At 29.6% G+C, this 21,026-nt stretch carries 19 protein-coding genes and 3 tRNA genes; 5 read left to right on the plus strand and 17 right to left on the minus strand.

The window, feature by feature from the left end:
• Positions 1–10 precede the first annotated feature (10 nt).
• Genes ACTTA6_RS02720 through ACTTA6_RS02730 form a run of 3 tightly spaced genes read left to right on the plus strand, consistent with a single transcriptional unit; the run spans position 11 to position 1,312 of the window.
• On the plus strand, positions 11–235 hold the full coding sequence (locus tag ACTTA6_RS02720; protein WP_440614401.1) for a DUF6552 family protein: 225 nt from the start codon (positions 11–13) through the stop codon (positions 233–235).
• Positions 235–666: an arsenate reductase ArsC gene (locus ACTTA6_RS02725; protein WP_440614402.1), complete on the plus strand. Its 432-nt coding sequence runs from the start codon at positions 235–237 to the stop codon at positions 664–666. The genes ACTTA6_RS02720 and ACTTA6_RS02725 overlap by 1 nt, the downstream gene beginning before the upstream one ends.
• Complete coding sequence (locus tag ACTTA6_RS02730) at positions 656–1,312, plus strand: MIP/aquaporin family protein (RefSeq protein ID WP_440614403.1); 657 nt, start codon at positions 656–658, stop codon at positions 1,310–1,312. Before ACTTA6_RS02725 ends, ACTTA6_RS02730 begins: the two co-directional genes overlap by 11 nt.
• Here the strand turns inward: ACTTA6_RS02730 and phoB are convergent.
• The 10 genes from phoB to ACTTA6_RS02780 form a co-directional block, all read right to left on the minus strand.
• A complete protein-coding gene (phoB, locus tag ACTTA6_RS02735) occupies positions 1,301–1,981 on the minus strand; it encodes a phosphate regulon transcriptional regulator PhoB (protein ID WP_440614404.1) in 681 nt (226 codons plus the stop codon). The genes ACTTA6_RS02730 and phoB overlap by 12 nt on opposite strands.
• 2 nt (positions 1,982–1,983) lie before the next feature.
• Positions 1,984–2,676: a phosphate signaling complex protein PhoU gene (gene phoU, locus ACTTA6_RS02740; protein WP_262589241.1), complete on the minus strand. Its 693-nt coding sequence runs from the start codon at positions 2,674–2,676 to the stop codon at positions 1,984–1,986.
• A 3-nt stretch (positions 2,677–2,679) separates the two neighbouring features.
• Positions 2,680–3,441, minus strand: a complete 762-nt coding sequence (gene pstB, locus ACTTA6_RS02745) for a phosphate ABC transporter ATP-binding protein PstB (protein ID WP_440614405.1) — start codon at positions 3,439–3,441, stop codon at positions 2,680–2,682.
• Entirely contained in the window at positions 3,441–4,703 is a 1,263-nt protein-coding gene (pstA, locus tag ACTTA6_RS02750) for a phosphate ABC transporter permease PstA (RefSeq protein WP_440614406.1), read from the minus strand. The genes pstB and pstA overlap by 1 nt, the downstream gene beginning before the upstream one ends.
• Entirely contained in the window at positions 4,696–6,099 is a 1,404-nt protein-coding gene (pstC, locus tag ACTTA6_RS02755) for a phosphate ABC transporter permease subunit PstC (RefSeq protein WP_440614407.1), read from the minus strand. The genes pstA and pstC overlap by 8 nt, the downstream gene beginning before the upstream one ends.
• A 110-nt stretch (positions 6,100–6,209) precedes the next feature.
• Positions 6,210–7,229 (minus strand): substrate-binding domain-containing protein, encoded by a 1,020-nt coding sequence (locus ACTTA6_RS02760; protein WP_440614408.1) that lies wholly within the window; start codon positions 7,227–7,229, stop codon positions 6,210–6,212.
• 106 nt (positions 7,230–7,335) lie between these two features.
• On the minus strand, positions 7,336–8,493 hold the full coding sequence (locus ACTTA6_RS02765; protein ID WP_440614409.1) for an ATP-binding protein: 1,158 nt from the start codon (positions 8,491–8,493) through the stop codon (positions 7,336–7,338).
• Positions 8,493–9,698 carry a sugar phosphate nucleotidyltransferase gene (locus ACTTA6_RS02770; protein WP_440614410.1) on the minus strand — a complete coding sequence of 402 codons (1,206 nt, stop codon included), beginning with the start codon at positions 9,696–9,698 and terminating at the stop codon, positions 8,493–8,495. The genes ACTTA6_RS02765 and ACTTA6_RS02770 overlap by 1 nt, the downstream gene beginning before the upstream one ends.
• Complete coding sequence (gene ilvD, locus ACTTA6_RS02775) at positions 9,698–11,416, minus strand: dihydroxy-acid dehydratase (protein WP_440614411.1); 1,719 nt, start codon at positions 11,414–11,416, stop codon at positions 9,698–9,700. The genes ACTTA6_RS02770 and ilvD overlap by 1 nt, the downstream gene beginning before the upstream one ends.
• Positions 11,416–14,043: a valine--tRNA ligase gene (locus ACTTA6_RS02780; protein ID WP_440614412.1), complete on the minus strand. Its 2,628-nt coding sequence runs from the start codon at positions 14,041–14,043 to the stop codon at positions 11,416–11,418. The genes ilvD and ACTTA6_RS02780 overlap by 1 nt, the downstream gene beginning before the upstream one ends.
• A gap of 122 nt (positions 14,044–14,165) precedes the next feature.
• Between ACTTA6_RS02780 and ACTTA6_RS02785 the strand changes: the two genes are divergently transcribed.
• Positions 14,166–14,239, plus strand: a tRNA-Cys gene (locus ACTTA6_RS02785).
• A 50-nt stretch (positions 14,240–14,289) separates the two neighbouring features.
• Positions 14,290–14,365 (plus strand) — tRNA-Asn (locus ACTTA6_RS02790).
• Between the two features lie 67 nt (positions 14,366–14,432).
• Here ACTTA6_RS02790 and ACTTA6_RS02795 read toward each other — a convergent pair.
• The 7 genes from ACTTA6_RS02795 to ACTTA6_RS02825 all read right to left on the minus strand — a co-directional run bounded on the left by ACTTA6_RS02795 (position 14,433) and on the right by ACTTA6_RS02825 (position 21,023).
• Positions 14,433–14,804, minus strand: a complete 372-nt coding sequence (locus ACTTA6_RS02795; protein WP_262589252.1) for a helix-turn-helix domain-containing protein — start codon at positions 14,802–14,804, stop codon at positions 14,433–14,435.
• A gap of 146 nt (positions 14,805–14,950) precedes the next feature.
• Positions 14,951–15,685, minus strand: coding sequence for an amino acid ABC transporter ATP-binding protein (locus ACTTA6_RS02800; RefSeq protein ID WP_316963573.1), 735 nt, complete (start codon positions 15,683–15,685; stop codon positions 14,951–14,953).
• 4 nt (positions 15,686–15,689) lie between these two features.
• Positions 15,690–17,132: an amino acid ABC transporter permease gene (locus tag ACTTA6_RS02805; RefSeq protein WP_440614413.1), complete on the minus strand. Its 1,443-nt coding sequence runs from the start codon at positions 17,130–17,132 to the stop codon at positions 15,690–15,692.
• The gene (locus ACTTA6_RS02810; RefSeq protein ID WP_440614414.1) at positions 17,133–18,284 is read right to left on the minus strand and encodes an amino acid ABC transporter permease; all 1,152 of its coding nucleotides are present in this window, start codon (positions 18,282–18,284) and stop codon (positions 17,133–17,135) included.
• A gap of 63 nt (positions 18,285–18,347) precedes the next feature.
• Complete coding sequence (locus tag ACTTA6_RS02815; RefSeq protein WP_075506690.1) at positions 18,348–19,388, minus strand: amino acid ABC transporter substrate-binding protein; 1,041 nt, start codon at positions 19,386–19,388, stop codon at positions 18,348–18,350.
• 125 nt (positions 19,389–19,513) lie between these two features.
• Positions 19,514–19,590, minus strand: a tRNA-Arg gene (locus ACTTA6_RS02820).
• Between the two features lie 29 nt (positions 19,591–19,619).
• A complete protein-coding gene (locus ACTTA6_RS02825) occupies positions 19,620–21,023 on the minus strand; it encodes a TrkH family potassium uptake protein (RefSeq protein ID WP_440614415.1) in 1,404 nt (467 codons plus the stop codon).
• Positions 21,024–21,026 lie beyond the last annotated feature (3 nt).

Genomic DNA, 21,026 nt, shown 5'->3' on the forward strand with positions numbered 1-21,026 from the left:
TAAATTTTGAATGTTATTTATAAAAAAATATCTTAAATGGATCAGCACATTTTTGGTGTTAACTGGTATTTTGCTTACAAATCTTAATGTTTATCCACTGAATATATATTTTCATGGACTGGGTGTTGTTGGATGGACAATTTCAGGTTTCTTGTTAAAGGATAAGGCTATTTTAACTAATTTTGGATTACAAATTCCACTATTTGTAATCGGTATTTACAAAATTATTTTTTAATGAAAAATGTTTTATTTGTATGCACTGGTAATTCTGCAAGAAGTATTATAGCTGAAAGTATTATAAATAACGAATACTCAAATAAATTTAAAGCTTTTAGTGCTGGAAGTAATCCTTCTGGAATAATCAATCAAGATGTTAGAAGTTTTTTAGAGAAAAACAAAAATTATGATCTAAGTAATTATAGCTCTAAAAACTTTGAAGAATTTATAAATAATGAAATTAAAATGGATCATGTATTTACCGTATGCAATAACGCAAATAATGAGGTGTGCCCTATCTGGCCTCAAAAGGAACAAATAATACATTGGGATATTGAAGATCCTGTATCCAAACTTCAAAGTGCAAATAATGAAGAAAAACAAATAATCATTAGAAATACATTTAATATTATTAGTAGTAAAATTAAAGATTGGATAAATGAAAAATAAAAGTAAATATTTTCTTTCAGAATTTATTGGAAGTTGCTTTCTAGTAATGATCATAGTTGGATCAGGTTTAATGGCAGAAAACTTGACCAACGATATAGCTGTAATGTTAATTGCTAATACTATAGCAACAGGTGCAGGCTTATTTGTATTAATCACAGTATTTGCTGATGTATCTGGTTCTCATTTCAATCCATTTGTTAGTATTGCAATGACAATTACAGGAAAATTAAAAAAAAGATTACTTCCATTTTATATTTCTGCTCAAATCTTAGGCTGTATGTTAGGTGTAGCTTTAGCTAACTTCTTTTTTGAACATCAAATATTTGAACTATCTACAAAATCAAGAGATGGCATTTATATATTTGTATCAGAAATAGTAGCTACATTAGGTCTTATAATGATAATTTTTGGTTCAATGAAATCAGGTAAAATTACTGTGGCTGCTTCAGTTGGTTTATATATTACAGCTGGTTACTGGTTTACTTCATCAACATCATTTGCAAATCCTGCAGTTGCAATAGCTAGAACTTTTACAGAATCATTTACTGGTATAAATTATTTAAATACACCATTTTATATAATAGCTGAATTGATTGGAATGATAATAGCTGTTTATCTGGTAAAAAAAGTTTTTTTAAATAAGTGAATAACCAGAAGATCTTACAGTTCTAATTAATTCCTTTTTATTTTTTAAATTTACAGATTGTCTTAATCTTCTGATATGGACATCAATAGTTCTGCTTTCAACATTTACATTATTTGGCCAAACATTTTCTAAAATTTGATCTCTTGAATAAACTCTCTTAGGATTAGTTAAAAAAAATTCTAACAATCTAAATTCTGTTGGTCCAAGCTTAATTTCTTGTTGATCTCTAAACACTCTTTTTTCAATTCTATCTAAGCTTAGGTCTTCATACTCTAAACTGTCAGATACTATATTTGGATTAGATCGTCTTAACACAGCCTTCATTCTTGCCATTAATTCATTAAAGCTGAATGGTTTAGTTAAATAGTCATCTACACCACTATCTAGACCTTTTATTTTGTCTTCCTCTTCACCTTTGGCAGTTAGCATAATCACTGGTAAACTTTTAAAACTATTGTCTTTTCTTATACTTTTACAAATTTCTATCCCTGAAAGATCAGGTAACATCCAATCTAATAATAGTAGATCAGGTTGAAATTTTTTTAATTCTTTTAAACCATCATTGCCATTTAATGATGATGATACTATAAAACCGTTTTTTTCTAGATTATGTTGAACTAATTGAATTATTGAAGGTTCGTCTTCAATAATAAATATCTTACCATTCATTTTTATTGTTGAATAACTTTTCCTTTAGGTCTGCTACCTTTTAAGTATTCACCTTTAATTAAAAAACAAATTGTTTCAGCTATATTAGTTATATGATCTCCAGCTCTTTCAAGATTTTTTGTTGCAAAAATCAAATGGGTTGAAAAATCTAAATTCTTTTTATCTTTTGAAAGAAAATCAATAACACTTTCCATGGCTATATAGGTCAAATCATCAACTTGTTCATCTTTTTCCCATACTTCTTTAGCTTTATCATAATTTTTATTTACGTAACTATCTAGAACATCATTTAATTGTTTAATTACTAAATCTCCTAATCTCTTTAAATTTCCTAATAGTTCCTCAGGCAAATCTAATGGTAAAGGTTTTACTTTTTTTGCGTTACTTTTTGATAGATCACCTATTCTTTCTAAATCTTGAGATATTTTTAAAGAACTGATTGTTTCTCTTAAATCAATAGCCATAGGTGCTCTTTTGACTAGTAATGTCATAATCTGAGTATCTATTTTGGATCTGAATTTATTTATTTCTTCATCGCTTTTAATAATTTTATCAATAGAGTCTTTATCAACTTTGATTACAGCATCCATAGAATCTACCATTTGAGACTCTGTTAAACTTCCCATTTTAATTACTGAATCAATTAAGTATCTTAATTCTTCTTCGTATGATTTTACTGTGTGCTCATTACTCATAATTTATCCAAATCTACCTGTAATATAGTCTTGTGTCATTTTATTGTCAGGATTTTTAAAAATTTTCTCTGTTTTACCTACCTCAATTAACTTACCTAGATGGAAAAAGCCTGTTTTTTGCGAAACTCTAACTGCTTGAGCCATTGAGTGTGTTACAATCACAATTGTATATGTTTTTTTAAGTTCATCGATTAATTCTTCAATTTTTGCTGTTGCTATAGGGTCTAATGCTGAACAAGGTTCGTCCATTAATATAACTTCAGGATTTACAGAGATTGCTCTCGCGATACAAAGTCGTTGTTGTTGACCCCCAGAAAGTCCTGTACCTGGTTCGTCAAGTCGATCCTTCACCTCTTCCCATAGAGCAGCTTTTCTTAAGCTACTCTCAACGATTTCATCTAATTCACTTTTAGTTTCACCTTTTCCATGAATTTTTGGACCATATGAAATGTTATCATAAATACTTTTTGGAAATGGATTTGGTTTTTGAAAGACCATACCTACTCTCTCTCTTAAAGATACAACATCTAAATTTTTGTCATTAATTTCAATACCATCAATTTCTATATTTCCAGTAACTTTACAGATATCAATAACATCGTTCATCCTGTTCAAACATCGAATAAAAGTAGATTTTCCACAACCAGATGGACCAATTAAAGCTGTAACCTCTTTTTCATTTAAATCCAAATTAACATCAAACAATGCTTGCTTCTCACCGTAGTAAACATTTAAGTTAGTTGATTTAATTTTTACTTCGTTCATTAGTTCCATCTTTTCTCAAATTTCTGTCTTAAATATACCGCTAAGAAATTCATTACAATTAAAAAACTTAATAACATCATGATGGTAGCAGATGTTTTCTCTACAAATCCCCTTTCGGCAGACTCAGACCACAAATATACTTGAACAGGTAGAGAGGCTGAAGGATCTATTGGTGTTGAAGGAATATCCACAACAAAAGCAACCATACCAATTAATATTAATGGAGCTGTTTCTCCTAAAGCTTGTGCTAATCCTATAATTGTTCCAGACAAAGTTCCAGGCAACGCTAAAGGAACAACATGATGGAATACAGATTGAAATTTGGAAGCACCAACTGCTAAAGCCCCTTCTCGTATTGATGGAGGTACTGCCTTCAATGAAGCTCTACAAGGTATAATTATCCTAGGCAGTGTCATTAAAGCTAAAGTTATTCCAGCAACTAATGGTGTGGATCTTGGCAATTGGATTATGGCTAATAATATTTGTAAAGCTAATAAACCATAAACTATTGAGGGAACAGCAGCTAAATTATTGATATTAATTTCTATAAAATCAGTAATTTTATTTTTTGGAGCAAATTCCTCTAAATAAATTGAAGCTAACACTGCAACAGGAAAAGCTAATAATAAACAGATAATTATACTGTAAAAAGATCCAACTAATGCACCACCAATACCAGCAAGTTCAGGATCACGAGAATCTCCATTTTTAAAAAAATAATTATTAAAATTCTTAATAATTTTTTTATTTTCAACTAACGTATCATAAATAATTAATTGAAAATCTGATATTCTTCTTCTGTCTTCTGGTAAATCTCTTGGATAATTTCCTTTATGTAACTGATCAATATCATCTGATGCTGTAATCTCTACATTGAATGTTTTTCCAATTAAATTATTATTTTCTAAAAAAGCTCTTTTAATTTCAATCTCAGCATCTGTTGTGAATAAGTCAATCAATTGATTTTCTTGATCTAAATTCTTAGCAGGATAAACTTTTAACAAACTCTCAATAGTAACATCATAAAAATCAGCATCTAAAATCTCATTTTCTGTTGCTCCATTTTGAATTTCTAAAAGTTCTTGATCATAAAAAACTTCAACATTTATAGCTGTTTTCATGAATGCAGAACTTCCTTTTGAAAAAATATTGTGAACCAAAATAATAACAAACAACAATGCTACAAAAATTGATGCTAGACCATAAAATCTAAATCTTTTTTCAGCATTATGTCTTTTTTTTAATCTTTGTTCTTTAGTCATATTTCTCTCGATATTTTTTAACAGCTCTTTGTGCTATATAATTAAGAACAAGGGTTGCTATGAACAAAGTTAATCCTAAAGCAAAAGCAGATTGAGTTTTTGGACTATCAAATTCTTGGTCACCAACTAAAATCATTACAATCTGAGTGGTAATAGTTGTTGTGGACTCTAATGGGTTAATAGTTAAATTTGCTGCAAGACCAGCTGCCATAACAACAATCATTGTTTCACCAATTGCTCTTGATATTGCAAGTAAAACTGAGCCAATGATACCTGGTAATGCAGCAGGTATAACAACTTTTTTTATTGTTTCAGACTTTGTTGCACCTATTGCATAAGAACCATCTCTCAAAGATTGTGGTACTGAATTAATAACATCATCAGATAATGATGACACATAAGGAATGATCATAATACCCATAATTAATCCTGCTGCTAGAGCACTTTCCGATGATACAGTTAATCCTAAATTTTCACCAATTTGTCTAAAAAAAGGACCAACGGTTAGGGCTGCAAAAAATCCATAAACAACTGTTGGAATACCAGCTAAGATTTCAATTATTGGTTTTGATATTCTCCTTATTTTTAGTGAAGCGTATTCTGCCATATAAATTCCAGAAAATAACCCAATTGGAACTGCGACCAACATAGCAATTAAAGCAATAAATGATGTTCCTGCAATCAATGGAATAAATCCAAATGCATCTTTAAGTTCTTCATATTCGGCTGCTGTTATTGCAGAGGCATCACTAACAAAAGCTCTCTGAGGACTCCAATTAGTCCCAAATAAATAATCAAAAATATTTATCACTGAGAAAAACTTTATACTTTCAAATAAAAGTGAAAAAATTATTCCTAAAGTGGTTAAAATTGCAATTAGAGATGAAGCAAATAATAATCCTTTTAAAATTTTTTCAACATCATCTCTTGCTTTGTTGTTATTTTTGATTTTTTTTAACGAATAAATTACTGAAGCAATGACAATAGTAAAAATTAATACTATTTTTGAATTAGTAAAAATATTAATAAATTTTGCATATGAAATTGCACTTTCTTTTAAAATAATATCTATATCTCCAAAAAAAGTACCAGCATAAATAGCTTTAATTTTTTCATAAACTAAATTTGCTTCATTCTTATCATTAAAAATAGCTCCCTTATTTGCAGCAGTTTCAATAATTATTGATTTAATAATTACTGGTTCGAACAATGTCCAGATAACCAGGAACACTAAAGAAGGTATCGAACACCATAATACCAGGTAGTATCCATAAAATTTTGGAAGTGCGTTTAATTTAATATTTTTGTTTATTGAGATACTTTTAGTTTTTGATTTACCGTAAAAAAATAAAGATAATGAAAATATTGATAATAAGAATATTAAGACGAAGTTCATTAGAAATGATGTCTATCTTCTAAATGTTACAGTTTTGTTACAAATTAAATTCTAGATTGAATAAAAAAAAGGCCAGATAAACTGGCCTTTTTTTGAAAATAAGATTTTAATTAATTAATACTTATTGTGTTTAAATCTAATGCTGCAGTTCGAGTAACTTTGTACTTGTCAGATGCTAAAGGAACTAATCCAATTTTTCCCAAGTATCCTCTGTTACCCATAGCTTTTTTAGAAGTAAACTCTTTTAAGTATTCCTCAATACCAGGAACAACACCAATATGTGCTTTTTTAACGTAAAAGAATAATGGTCTTGCAATTGGGTATGAGTAATCTTGAATACCTTCTAGAGATGGTTGTACACCTTCAATAGAAGCTGCTTTTACCTTATCTTTATTTGCCACAAGGTAACTGTAACCAAAGAAACCATAAGCATCAGGGTTTGATGTTAATTTTTGTACAATAAGAGTATCATTTTCACCAGCCTCAACTGCATAACCATCTTCTCTCATTTTTGCACATTCTTTTTTAGCTTTATCACCAAATAAAGATTTTGCTGTTTTAGAGCAACCTTTACCCATCACTAATGAATTCCAAGCATCTCTCGTTCCTGACGTTGGGGGTGCAATTAAAATTTCAATTTTTTTGTTTGGAAGACTTGCATCAATATCACTCCATTTTTTATATGGATTTTCAATAAGTTTACCATCAACATCAACTTTAGCTGCTAAAGCTCTCCATAATTGCTCTTTTGTAAAGTTAGAGTCTGGAGCACTAACTGCATGTGCAAAAGAAATACCATCATTACCTACTACAATTTCAATAATTTCAGATACACCATTTTTTTCACATAATGCTTTTTCTTTTGGTTTAATCGCTCTTGATGCATTAGTTACATCTGGGTGATTAACACCCACACCAGCGCAAAACAATTTCATTCCACCACCAGTACCTGTACTTTCGATTACAGGGGTTTTAAACTTCCCACTTTTACCGAATTTTTCTGCAACTACTGTTGCGTAAGGATATACAGTCGAAGATCCTACAATTTTGATTTGATCTCTTGAGTAACTAGTTGTTGTAAAACTAAGTACTAAAAGAAATCCAAATATTACACCTATTACTTTTTTCATAATTCTCCTTTTTAGATTCATAATGCGAACTAAATAGATTTGATTCTTAAATATTTTATTAAAGAAAGGTTAAACTTTTGTTACAACCACTAACTTTTTAGTTGTATTATAGTGAGTTAAATTTGATATCTATAGTTGTCCCTTGATTTTCTACACTATTAATATCCATTTCAGCTCTATGTTGCGAAACTAAATGTTTAACAATAGCTAAACCAAGACCAGTTCCTCCAACACTACGACTTTTGCTAGGATCAACTGTAAAAAATCTCTCTGTGATTCTATGCAAAGATTCTTTTGGTATACCTATTCCCTGATCTGCTATTGAAACAATATTAAGTTCACCATCTTTTTTTGCTGAAATTGTAATTTCTTTATTTTTGTTACTATATTTAATTGAGTTATCAATAAGGTTTGTAAAAATTTCAATTAATTTATCTCTGTCACCAATTATTTTAAAATTTTCAATTTTATTAAATTTAATTTTAATATTATTTTTACTAATTATTTTTTCGTATGTTTTAATTACATAATCTAACAATTCTATTAAATCTATCTCATGAGTTGGCCTTATGTGCTCTTGCAGTTCTATTTTTGATAATGACAATAAATCTCTAATCAAATTTTCCATTCTTTCTGATTGAGATATCATTACTGGTAGGAAATTGTTTATTTCTGAATTTTTTTTTAATTCTGAATTGTCATCAAAGGTCTCAAGGCCCATTTTAATTGACTGTAATGGTGTTCTAAGTTCATGAGAAACATTAGCTACAAAATCTGATTTTAGCTGCTGAAATTTATGGAATTCAGTTAAATCTCTCATTAGCAGCACGCATGATTGTTCATCAAAAAAAATGTTATTGTGATCTAAATAAGCAGTTATATTTAATCTTTGAGTTGCTTGATTTCTGATTTCAATTTCTAAATCTGTAACATTTGTGCCTTGAAAAGCTTTATCAATAGAATTTAGAAGATCTGGATTACGTAAAAAGCCACTAATATTTTCATTTAGCTTTATTTGAAAAAGTTTATTTGAGGAATTGTTGCTAAAAATAATTTTTTTACTTTTATCTAATATGATTACTGCTTCTGGAATATAATTTAGTAAATCATACAAATTATTTCTGTAATCTTTGCTTTCAACAATTTTGACTGTTTCTTTTTCAGAGTTTTCTTCAGTATTAATTCCAAACACTCTTTCTTTTTTTAAGAGTAAGAAAGTTAATAATCCAATTATTATTAATAAAATTATTGTTAACAAGTCCACTACTTTACTCTGCCGTAAACGTCTTGAAATCTTACAATGTCAGTTTCTTTTAATATTGAGCCAACTTGAGCTTCAACAATCTTAACTGGTTTTTTTCCAGGATTTTGAACTCTGTGAATGGCTTCTAATGGAATAAATATATGCTCTCCAGGTTTTTTAGTAATTATATCTTTATTAAGCGTTATTTTGGCATTTCCTTGAGTAACCAACCAATGTTCAGCACGGTGATGATGTTTTTGTAAACTTAAAATGCCTTTTGGTTTTACATAAAGTTCTTTAATTAAAAACTCTTTACCTTCAAATAGGTTCGTGTATCTACCCCATGGTCTGTAATAAACATTTTTCTTCTTAATGTATTTGTTTTTATTTTTGTCATACATTTTTAAAATCTCTTTCCAACTTCCAAGATCTGACCAAGGTATGTCTAGTTTGATCGCATTAATTTCTTTTGTTTTTTCAAGAATTGCAAAATCAAAAGATTTAGCGGTTGCTTTTATAAATGAAGCTTTATTTAAATGATAAGTGTTTGATTTATATTTTGCCTTATTAACTGCTGCTACACAATTTCTATATATAGTTGGGTTATATTTTCTAAAGTTATTGATGATTGAATCTTTTCGAAGATAAAACATTCCTGAATTCCAATATCCATTTTTTCGAATGATTTCTTTTGCTTTTGCTTCTTTAGGTTTTTCAATAAATCTTGTTACTTTATTAATATTTCCTTTAATTTTTTTGGTTAAGAAATAACCATAATCACTTGTTGGAGATTTTGGTTTAATACCAAATACAAAAATATTATTTTCATTAAGATTGGACTTATTTTTATTGATAGCTTTGTTAAAAATGCTCATTTTCTCAATCAAATGATCTGCTGTAAAAAACATTAGTGGCTGATTATCAGGAATATCTTTTATTAAAGCTGTACTTAAAATAGCAGGAGCTGTATTTCTTTTAGCTGGCTCAACAACAATTTTATATTTATTAATTTTTTTTTTTCTTAAATGTTGTTTAACTTTACTTAGATATTTTTTGTTTGTGCTTATAATGGGTGCATCATAAATAGATGCTTTTGTTCTCTCTAAAGTTTTTCCAAGTAAAGTCCAATTACCAAAATCAATGAACTGTTTTGCTTGATGATTTTTAGAATTAGGCCAAAGTCGAGTACCAGCACCACCACATAAAATAACTGGTCTTATTTTCATTAAATCTCTGAGTAATCTTTAACTTCTTTTTTCTTACCTGGATGAGTTGGAGCACCTAAATATGCTGGTCCAACCGTTTGCGCATATTTCCACAAAGTTCCAGATCCAAAGTCAGATTTTTTAGCTTTCCATTTTCTTCTTCTTGAAGCTAATTCTTTTTTAGAAAGTCTTACATTGATAGTTCCTTTTTTAGCGTCAATATCAATGATATCTCCATTCTTTAAAAGGCCTATGGGACCCCCTAGAGCAGCCTCAGGGCCTACGTGACCCACACAAAAGCCTCTTGTAGCACCAGAGAACCTTCCATCAGTTATAAGGGCTACTTTCTCCCCTTTTCCCTGACCATAAATTGCACCAGTTGTAGACAACATTTCTCTCATACCTGGACCTCCAACTGGTCCTTCGTATCTAATAATAATTACGTCACCATCATTATACTTTCTGCTTTGAACAGCTTTCATAGCGCTTTCTTCATTATCAAAGCATCTTGCTTTTCCAGTAAATTGTAATTTTTTAAGTCCTGCAACTTTAACAATTGCTCCTTCTGGAGCTAAGTTTCCTTTTAATCCAACAACACCTCCTGTTGGAGATAATGGATCTTTATAAGATCTCATTACTTTTTGTTTAGGATTAAATTTAATATTTTTTAAATTTTCTTTCATGGTTTTACCTGTAACTGTCATACAATCACCATGGATATATCCACCTTCGTATAAAGTTTTTAAAAGCATTGGTACACCACCTGCTAACCACATATCTTTTGCAACATATTTTCCACCAGGTTTTAAATCTGCAAGATAAGGTGTTCTTTTAAATATTTTTGCAACATCCATTAAATCAAATTTAATTCCTGCTTCATTAGCAATAGCTGGTAAATGAAGGCCAGCATTAGTAGATCCTCCTGTTGCAGCAACAATTGTTGCAGCATTTTCTAAAGCTTTTCTTGTAACAATATCTCTTGGTTTAATTTTTTTCTGCAAAAGGTTCATAACCATTTTACCACTTTCTTTTGCGTACTTATCTCTTTCCTCATAAGGAGCAGGTGTTCCTGCTGAATAAGGTAAAGCTAAACCAATTGCTTCTGATACACATGCCATTGTATTAGCTGTAAACTGACCTCCACAAGCACCTGCACTTGGACAAGCTACTAATTCTAATTTTCTAAGTTCTGCTGCAGACATTTGGCCTGATGAATGTTTTCCAACTGCTTCAAATACATCAACAACTGTTACATTTTTTCCTTTGTACGTACCTGGAAGAATTGATCCTCCATAAATAAATACACTTGGTACATTAAGTCTAACCATTGACATCATTAAACCTGGTAACGATTTATCACAGCCAGCAATACCGACTAATGCATCATAACAATGTCCTCTAACAGTAAGTTCAGCAGAGTCTGCAATAACTTCTCTTGAAATTAAGGAAGATTTCATTCCTTCATGACCCATTGCAATTCCATCCGTAACAGTAATTGTACAAAATTCTCTTGGTGTTCCACCATTTGTTCTGACACCTTTTTTTACAGATTGTGCTTGTCTCATCAAAGCAATGTTGCAAGGTGCTGCTTCATTCCAAGTTGAAACTACTCCAACAAAAGGCTTTGCTACATCTTTTTCAGTTTCACCCATTGCATAGTAAAAAGATCTATGTGGAGCTCTATCTGGTCCTAATGATGTATGTCTACTTGGAAGTTTCTTTTTATTAAATTTTGCCATTATATACCCTTTATTGTTACTGATATTTTTTCAATATCATTCTTTAAATTATTATAATTAGTTTTTTCTTGTTCAACAATCTCTTTTGGTGCAAGATCTATAAAACTTTTATTCTCTAATCTTTGAGAAATTTTATTCATTTCCTGTTCTAATCTACTTTGTTTAGTTGTTAAGTTTTCTTTGATTAGTTTTAAATCCACATCTTTATCAAAATAAATTTTAAATAAGTCACCTGAGACAACCATTGTTGCAGCAGGTTTTTTTAAATCATCGTCAAATATATTATTTATTCTTCCAAGTTTTTTTAAAATTACTTCATTCTTATTAATAAATTCTTTTTGATTGTCATTAATACCTTTAACTGAAACATCAATAAATGATCCTGGGCTAACATTTAGCTCATTTTTAAAGGATCTAAGCTCTGAAATTATATTGATGATATTTTCTACCTGCTCAGTGCTATTATCTTTATTAACTTCTCCTGTTACCCAATTTTTATGCATCAAATAATCAGTACCATTCTTATCAAATTGGTCTTTGAGCCATATTTCCTCTGTTACAAAAGGAATAAATGGATGAAGTAAGATTAAAATTTGTTTGAATACGTAAGATGATACTTTTTTAACCTCAGCTTTTGCATCATTATCATCTGAAAATAAGATAGTTTTAGATAGCTCCAGATACCAATCACAATATGAGTGCCAAGCAAACTGATAAGCATTTTTTGCGGCTTCATCAAATCTATAATCTTCAAGATTTTTTTGAATTTTATTTTTTGCATCAATTAACTCTGAATATATCCATTTATTAATGTTTAAGTTTAAACTAGGTAGATCGTCAATTTCTTTAAAATCACATTCATTTGTTATTAAAAAGTTATTGGCATTCCACAATTTATTTAAAAAATTTCTATAACCTTTAACTCTATCTTCTGATAATTTTACATCTGTTCCAGGTGAAGCCATTGAAAGTAAAGTAAATCTCAAAGCATCAGCACTGTATTTTTCTATTAAATCTAAAGGGTCAATTACGTTTCCTTTTGATTTAGACATTTTCTGTCCTTTTTCGTCTCTTACAAGTGCGTGAACATATATATCTTTAAACGGTTCTTTATCTAGAAATTCTGTTCCAAACATAATCATTCTAGCAACCCAGAAAAAGATAATATCAAAACCAGTTACCAATACTGAAGTTGGATAAAATTTCTTTAAATAATCATCATCCTCTGGCCACCCTAAAGTAGCAAAAGGCCATAAACCAGATGAAAACCAAGTATCCAAAACATCAGGATCTCTAATTAGTTCTACTTCTTTTTTGTAAAACTCTTTTGCTTGAGACTTTGCTTCTTCTTCATTTATAGCTACAAAGATTTTATTGTCGGGTCCGTACCATGCAGGTATTTGATGTCCCCACCACAATTGTCTTGAAATACACCAAGGTTCAATATTGTTCATCCATTGAAAATATGTCTTTGACCAATTTTCAGGAAAGAAATTTGTTTTTTTTGAATTAACAACTTCTTTTGCTTTAACAGATAATTTACCAGCATCAGCAAACCATTGCTCTGTAAGAAAAGGTTCAATTATAGAATTAGATCTATCACCATATGGAACTTTATTTTTAATATTTTCTTCTTTTACAAAAAATTCTTTTTCTTTAAGTTCTTTTAAAATTCTTTTTCTAGCTTCAAATCTATCTAGACCTTTATAATGTTCAGGTGCATTTTCATTTATTTTACCTTCTTCAGTAAAAATATTTATTATTTCTAGATTGTTTCTTTGACCGACATCATAATCATTAAAATCATGAGCAGGAGTTATTTTTAATGCTCCAGTGCCTTGTTCAGGATCAGCATAATCATCTTCTATAATTTTTATTTTTCTACCAACAATTGGAATAGTTACTGTTTTGCCGACAAATGATTTAAACCGATCATCTTTTGGATTAACAGCTATAGCAGTATCACCCAACATTGTTTCAGGTCTTGTGGTTGCTATAGTTATAAATTCACTAGTTCCATCTATAGGATACTTAATATAGTAAATTTTTGAATTTACCTCTCTTTGATCTACCTCTAAATCTGAAATAGCTGTTTTAAGTACCGTGTCCCAGTTTACTAATTTCTTATCTTTGTAAATTAAACCTTTATTGTAAAGTTCTACAAAAACTTTAATAACTGATTTAGATAAGTTTTCATCCATTGTGAAAGCATTTCTTGACCAGTCACAAGAACAACCAAGTTTTTTTAATTGATTAATTATTATATCACCATATTGCTCTTTCCATTCCCAAACCTTTTCAATAAACTTAACTCTACCAATCTCATTCTTATCTATCTTTTCAGAAGTGAGTTTTTTCTCTACTAAGGCTTGCGTTGCAATACCAGCGTGGTCAGTTCCTGGTTGCCATAAAGTTTCATAATTGTTCATCCGATGATAACGAATTAATAAATCTTGAATAGAATTATTTAATGCGTGGCCCATATGAAGACTACCAGTTACATTTGGTGGAGGAATTACTATTGAAAATTTTTTAGAATTTTCTTTTGGTTTAAATAATTCGTTTTTTTCCCAATATGAATAAATCTTATTTTCAACTTCAGAATGGATATATTTATCGTTACTCATTGATTTTAAAGTTTATAATTTAATAATCTTATTTAACAATAATCAATTTGGATCGTTATTTAATAGACTAATATAAAAAATTTAATATAAAAAGGCCTGAAGCTATTCGTCTAAAACAAGAAGGCAACGTGGCGGAATGGTTACGCAGAGGATTGCAAATCCTTGTATCCCGGTTCGATTCCGGGCGTTGCCTCCAAAAAAAATCTTGTTTTAGTTTTAAAAAAAAGTAAGTTGTGATTTTTACATTCCTCGGTAGCTCAGTTGGTAGAGCAGTTGACTGTTAATCAATTGGTCGCAGGTTCGAGTCCTGCCCGAGGAGCCAAAAAAAAAATTAATCTTAAATATTTAAGAATAAACAAACAACCAAACGGGTTCCATTTTGGTTATGATTAAACTGCTTTAGAAATGTTAGATCCTGAAATTTGTAGTGTTTTGTTAAATTTTAATTTTTGATCAGCATTAAGTTCTGAATAAACTTTCGCTAAAAAATTATAATTAACATTCATATGTCCTTCTTGCGATTTTTCTAAGTTAACTAAATATTCTGAAAAATCTTCAAAGAAATAATTTATTGGTACTTTTAAATAATTTGAAAGCTGAAGTAATCTTATTGAACTTACTCCATTAGTCCCTTTTTCATATTTTTGAATTTGTTGAAATGTTACGTTTATCGCTTTTGCTACCTTTGTTTGGGTTAAACCTAAAGCCAATCTTCTTAACTTAAGTTTGTTCCCTAAGTGTTTGTTGAAATTATCTTCCATTAAGACCCCTCTTAATTAAATTTTAAAAGTCTATTGAACAAATTTATTTCAACTACTGCAATAGAAAAATTTATTTATTTTTTTAAAAAAACCTTAAAAACTAAAAACCTGTCAAGCAATTGTTAAGATCAAAATGTATATATATTTTACAAGATTTGGCTTAAGAAAAGCTTAGTACGATCACTCTTTGGATTAGCAAAAAACTCTTTTGTATCAGCTTTTTCTACTATCATACCCTCATCCATAAAGATCATTTTATCTGCAACTTCTTTAGCAAAACCCATTTCGTGTGTAACAACGATCATCGTCATACCTTGGTTAGCCAAATCGACCATTACATCAAGAACTTCCTTAATCATTTCAGGGTCAAGTGCAGATGTTGGTTCATCAAACAACATAATCTTCGGTTCCATGCATAGAGCTCTAGCGATTGCGACCCTTTGTTGCTGACCACCAGATAATTGACCTGGAAATTTCTGAGCTTGGTCAAGAATTTGAACTCTTTCTAAATGCTTTAGTGCTAATTCTTCAGCTTCTTTTTTAGGCATTTTCTTCACCCAAATAGGGGCCAGTGTGCAATTATCTACAATAGATAAGTGAGGAAATAGATTAAACTGTTGAAACACCATTCCAACTTCAGCTCTAATTTGTTCAATATTTTTTGTATCTTCTGTTAGAGTATTTCCATCAACAATGATATCTCCTTGTTGATGTTCTTCTAATCTGTTTATACATCTAATTAACGTTGATTTACCAGAACCTGACGGTCCACAAACTACAATTTTTTCTTTTGGTTTAACTTCTAAATTTATGTCTTTTAATACTTGAAAATCACCAAACCATTTATTCACATTTTTAATTTGAATAATACTATCAGACATAATTTTATCGCTCTGTTTTATATTTTTGTTCTAGATTATAGCTATACTTACTCATTGCATAACAAATAATCCAGAAAATTATTGCTGCAAATACGTAGCCTTCCATTGCAAATCCTAGCCATTCTGGATTAGTTTTTGCTAAATTTAACATTCCAACTATCTCTAATAATCCAACGACAAATATTAAAGGTGTATCTTTTACTAAAGCTAAGAAGGTATTAGCAATACCTGGAATTACTAATTTAAGTGCTTGAGGTAAAATTACAAATATATGCATCTTCCAATATCCCATACCTAGTGATTTTGCTGCCTCGTATTGGCCTCTTGGTAGAGCTTGTAATCCCCCTCTTATTACTTCTGCAACATATGCAGCTTCGAATAATGAAATTGCAATAATTGCTCTAACTAATTTATCTATGAAAAAATCTTCCGGTAAAAACATTGGAAACATTACAGCAGACATAAATAAGACTGTAATTAACGGCACTCCTCTCCAAAACTCAATAAATCCTACAGATATATATCTAATTAAAGGTAACTCAGATCTTCTTCCCAAAGCAAAAGCCATACCTATGGGAAAACAGAAAATTAAACAAAAGAACGAAATAATGAATGTTAGAGACAATCCACCCCAAGCTCCCGTTTCAACCCAGTTTAACCCATCAAGTTTACCAAGTTCAATTAACTCTTCATAAAAAACAAAGTATTTAAGAACTATATAAAGGGTTAACGGAACAATTAAAAAATAATAAAATTTAAATCTACTTGGAATAAAAAATCCAAGAATAATCGAAATAACTGCAGCAATTATACCATAAGAGAAATCAAAAAATACTGGTCCACCTGATATAAAAAAGAATATAAACAAAAACGCAATAAAGGGATAAATAACTACATAGTATAAAGTTAAATACTTTTTAAATCTTTCAGTTGCAAAATAACCAACAGAACCAAGTAACGTCAAAGAAATAAAAGATAAATTTATTCTCCATTGTTCAGCATTTGGATACATTCCATACATAAATCTGTTAAACCAAACTTTGATATATGTCCAACAAGCACCTGTTCCAGAACAAACATCTTTACTATCTCCTGCAAAACTAGCATCAACAAAAAACCAACTTAGAATTGGTGGTGTTGCTTTAATGATTACAAAAATAATTAATAAAGAAAGAACAGCATTAAAGCCATTGGTATTAATATTTTTGTTTAGACTGTCTAAAAATTTATACCCACTATGCTCTATTCTAATAAAGTGAAGACCTATAAATCCAATCACTAAAGGGATAACAAAACTTAACAACGTTGGTAGGAAACCTGTAATGTTAACATTAAAAAATGAATTCAAAAATACATCTAAAACACTAACAAAAAATAATAAAGAACCTAAATATAAAAAGGTATTCAAATTTTCTTTATCTGGTCTTAAAAAATTAATTTTTGACATTTATTTTTCCTTAATAGCAATTTTTTTATTATACCAATTCATCAATATAGAAATTGATATACTCAAACTTAAGTAAGTAAGCATTGTAATAGAAACGATCTCAATTGCCTTCCCTGTTTGCATTAACGCAGTACCTGCAAATACTAAAACTAAATCTGGATAAGCAATTGCAGCAGCTAATGATGAATTTTTAGTTAAATTTAAATATTGGTTAGTAGTTGGCGGTATAATAATTCTTAAAGCTTGAGGCATTACCACTAATTTTAAGACTTGATTTGGATTTAAACCGATAGATGCAGCAGCTTCTTTTTGTCCTTTTCCAACACCTTGAATTCCAGCTCTTACACACTCAGCAATAAAAGTTGCTGTATATAATGCTAAAGATAAAGTTAATGCAATTAATTCAGGTGGTAAATTTAATCCACCTTCATATTTATAAGAAGTTGCTGCTAATTGTTTTAATTTAGGTATTTCAAAAGAAAGATTAACACCTCCGATTAAAAAACTTAACAAAGGCAATATAAAAATTAATCCTAAAGATATCCATAAAACTGGCAATTGCTTACCATGAGTTTCTTGAACTTTTCTAGCATGAATTCTGATAACAACTATTGCAATTATTGCTGCAACTATTGAATAAAAGAAAACATTAAAATTTTCCCAAACAAAAGCTGGAACATACAGTCCTTTAATTGTTAAAAAGAAAACGCCAAACATTGCATCAGCATCTTGAGGTAAAGGTAAAGCTCTTAAAGCTGCAAAATACCAAAAAAATATTTGTAAAAGTAATGGAATATTTCTAAAAAATTCTACGTAAAAAGCTGCAAATTTATTAATTAAATAATTTGGCGAAAGTCTTGCAACACCAGCTATTATTCCAAGTATAGTTGCAATGATAATTCCAATTACAGAAACTAAAATAGTATTTAACAAACCGACAAGATAAGCTCTAAAATAAGAATGTGATCCGTCGTATTCAATTAAAGAAAATTGGACATCAAATGAAGATTCTTGAGATAAAAAACCATATCCAAAATCAATACCTCTATTTTCCATATTGACTTGGGCGTTATAACTAAAGAAACCAAAAACTAGAACTACTGCTAAAACTGTAATTAATTGAGGAACTATTTTTTGTAATTTGAAGTTCATTTAAGAGCTTATAAAAAAAAGGGCTAGAAAAATCTAGCCCTTTTTAATTAGTTAAATATGCAATTATCTTGCAGGTGGTACGTAAAGAATTCCACCTTTAGTCCATAATTCATTTGGACCTCTGTCTGGTAAAATTCCAGTGTCAGCTATATTTCTCTTATAGCTTTCACCATAGTTACCAACTTGCTTGATAATTCTTAAGCTCCACTCATTGTCTAGACCAAAAGCAGCACCTAATTCACCTTCAGCACCAACTAATCTTTTGACAGCTGGGTTGTCTGAAGTTTTCATAGAATCTGCATTAGCTGAAGTAATTCCATACTCCTCAGCTTCGATCATAGCATTTAAAGACCATCTAACGATATCTTCCCATACTGAGTCACCTTGTCTAACAACTGGTCCTAAAGGTTCTTTAGAAACAGTTTCAGGTAATACAATGTGATCATCTGGGTTAGTCATTTTAGTTCTTTGTGCAGCAAGACCTGATTTATCAGTAGTGTAAGTATCACATCTACCAGCATCATAAGCAGCTACGACTTCGTCAGCTTTTTCAAAAGCAACTGGCTCATAAGAAATTCCTTTAGAGTTAAAGAAGTCTCTCATGTTTAACTCAGTTGTTGTACCAATGTTTGTACAAGCTGAGATACCATCTTTGAATTGGCTTGTTGAAGTAATACCAGAACTTTTTCTAACCATGAAACCTTGACCATCGTAGAAGTTTACTCCAACGAAAGTTAGTCCGATATCAGCATCTCTAGAAAGAGTCCAAGTTGTGTTTCTTGATAAGATATCAATCTCACCAGAAGTTAAAGCTGTAAATCTTTCTTTAGCACTTAATGGTGTAAACTTAACTTTGTTTGCATCACCTAGTACTGCAGCAGCTACCGCTCTACATACATCAACATCGATACCAGTCCAATTTCCTGCTGCATCAGCATTAGAAAATCCTGGAAGACCTTGAGATACTCCACATCTTACAAAACCCTTCTTTTGAGTGTTTTTAAGTGTTTTAGATTTTTTAGCAGCCATAGTTTCTGTTGTAAAAGTGAACAACACTGCAACCATTGCTACTAAAGAAGTTAATTGTTTTAAGTATTTAAACATTATTCTTCCTTTTTAGTTATTTTTATTTGTTAACAAATAATTCAAAACTTAGTTTTGAATTCGCAGGATTAAAACATTTTAGAAAAACTACTTCAAGAAGAAATTATGCTCAAAAGACAAAGGAATGGCGCGCCCTGAAGGATTCGAACCTACGACCCTCGGTTTAGAAAACCGATGCTCTATCCAGCTGAGCTAAGGGCGCAATATTTGAAATACATATATATTACAAATTTAATATTTAAACAGAAATTTTTTAGCTATCAATAATAAAGATAATAATTCAATACGGCCGATAATCATAAAGAAAACAAGAAAAAATTTAGTAATAAAATGTAAATTTTGAAAATCAAAATCACCCATTCCATAAGCTGAAGAATTAACAGTATTCATTAATGTTAGAACTGCCAGTTTAAATGAATATTCAAAATTGATTTCACTCAAAGATAAAAAAATTGTTAATGAAAAAAGTGAGATTATAAAAATAACAATTGTAAGAAAATATTTATTTATATCTTGAGTTGCAAAGTTAATTTTAGAAAACACTAGCTTATTCATAAATACGTTTTTTGGTCTACTAAACGAAAGTATTTGGTTTAAAGAATATTTTGTTAAAGAGTAAACTTTTAAAAATCTTAATCCAGAACTTGTAGAAATAAATGACCCTCCAATTATCACTAAAAGTAAGTACAAGAATTGAAGGTTAGTTTGCTCAACATTCAATGAAATTCCAATGTTAGAAATACTACTCACTAAAGATAAAAAGCTATAAGAAAAAGTATTATCGTAACTAAAAAATATAAAAAATATTCCGACAGTTATCACAAAGTATAAAATTAAGTGAATATCCTCGTGAAAAAAATTAATATTTTTTCTTAAAAAAAATAAATTGTAAGCAAAGAAAATACTAAAGAAAGAAACTAACATTAATAATGAAAAAATTATTATCTGTGAATTTTGGACAAGTATAGTTGAAAGATCATTCACAGGTAAAAAACCACCAGATGAAATTATGGTCATTGCTAGATTTAAGGAATTAAATGATCTAATTCCAAGTATATTAAGAATTATAAAGATAGCTAATGTTAAGCATGAATATAAAATAAATATTTTAATTGTTTGTTTTAAAACTTCAGTTGTATTAAATGATAAAAAGTTTGTAAGGGATTTTTTTAAGTTTTCATCATAAATATCAATCAAAAAAATTATTGAAAATAAAAAGTATAATCCACCCATCCATTGAATTGATGATCTCCATATTATTAATCCTTGATCAATATGTTTTATGTTTTCAAAGATTGTGAAACCAGTTGAGGTAAAACCAGAAACTGCTTCAAATAAAGAATTTAAAAAAGTTAAGTTATAAATACTGAAATAAAATGGAATGCATAATACTAATGGCATAATAAAATATCCCAAAAGCACAGTTAGTATTTTTTCAAATATTGTAGGTTTTTTATCCGAAGTATCAATTTTATAAAATAATAAACCGACTAAAGCAGAAATTACTAAACTGAAGTAGTATGTATTTAAGTTTAAGTATAAATTGAAATAATAAGAGTAGATAATATTTAAAAATGAAAAAACTGAAATCAATATAAAGAAAAAACTTAAATATTTTACCCGAAGTTTTGGCATTTA

Origin of the sequence: Candidatus Pelagibacter sp. HIMB1636, assembly GCF_052047675.1 — a bacterium.
Classification (GTDB): Bacteria; Pseudomonadota; Alphaproteobacteria; order Pelagibacterales; family Pelagibacteraceae; genus Pelagibacter.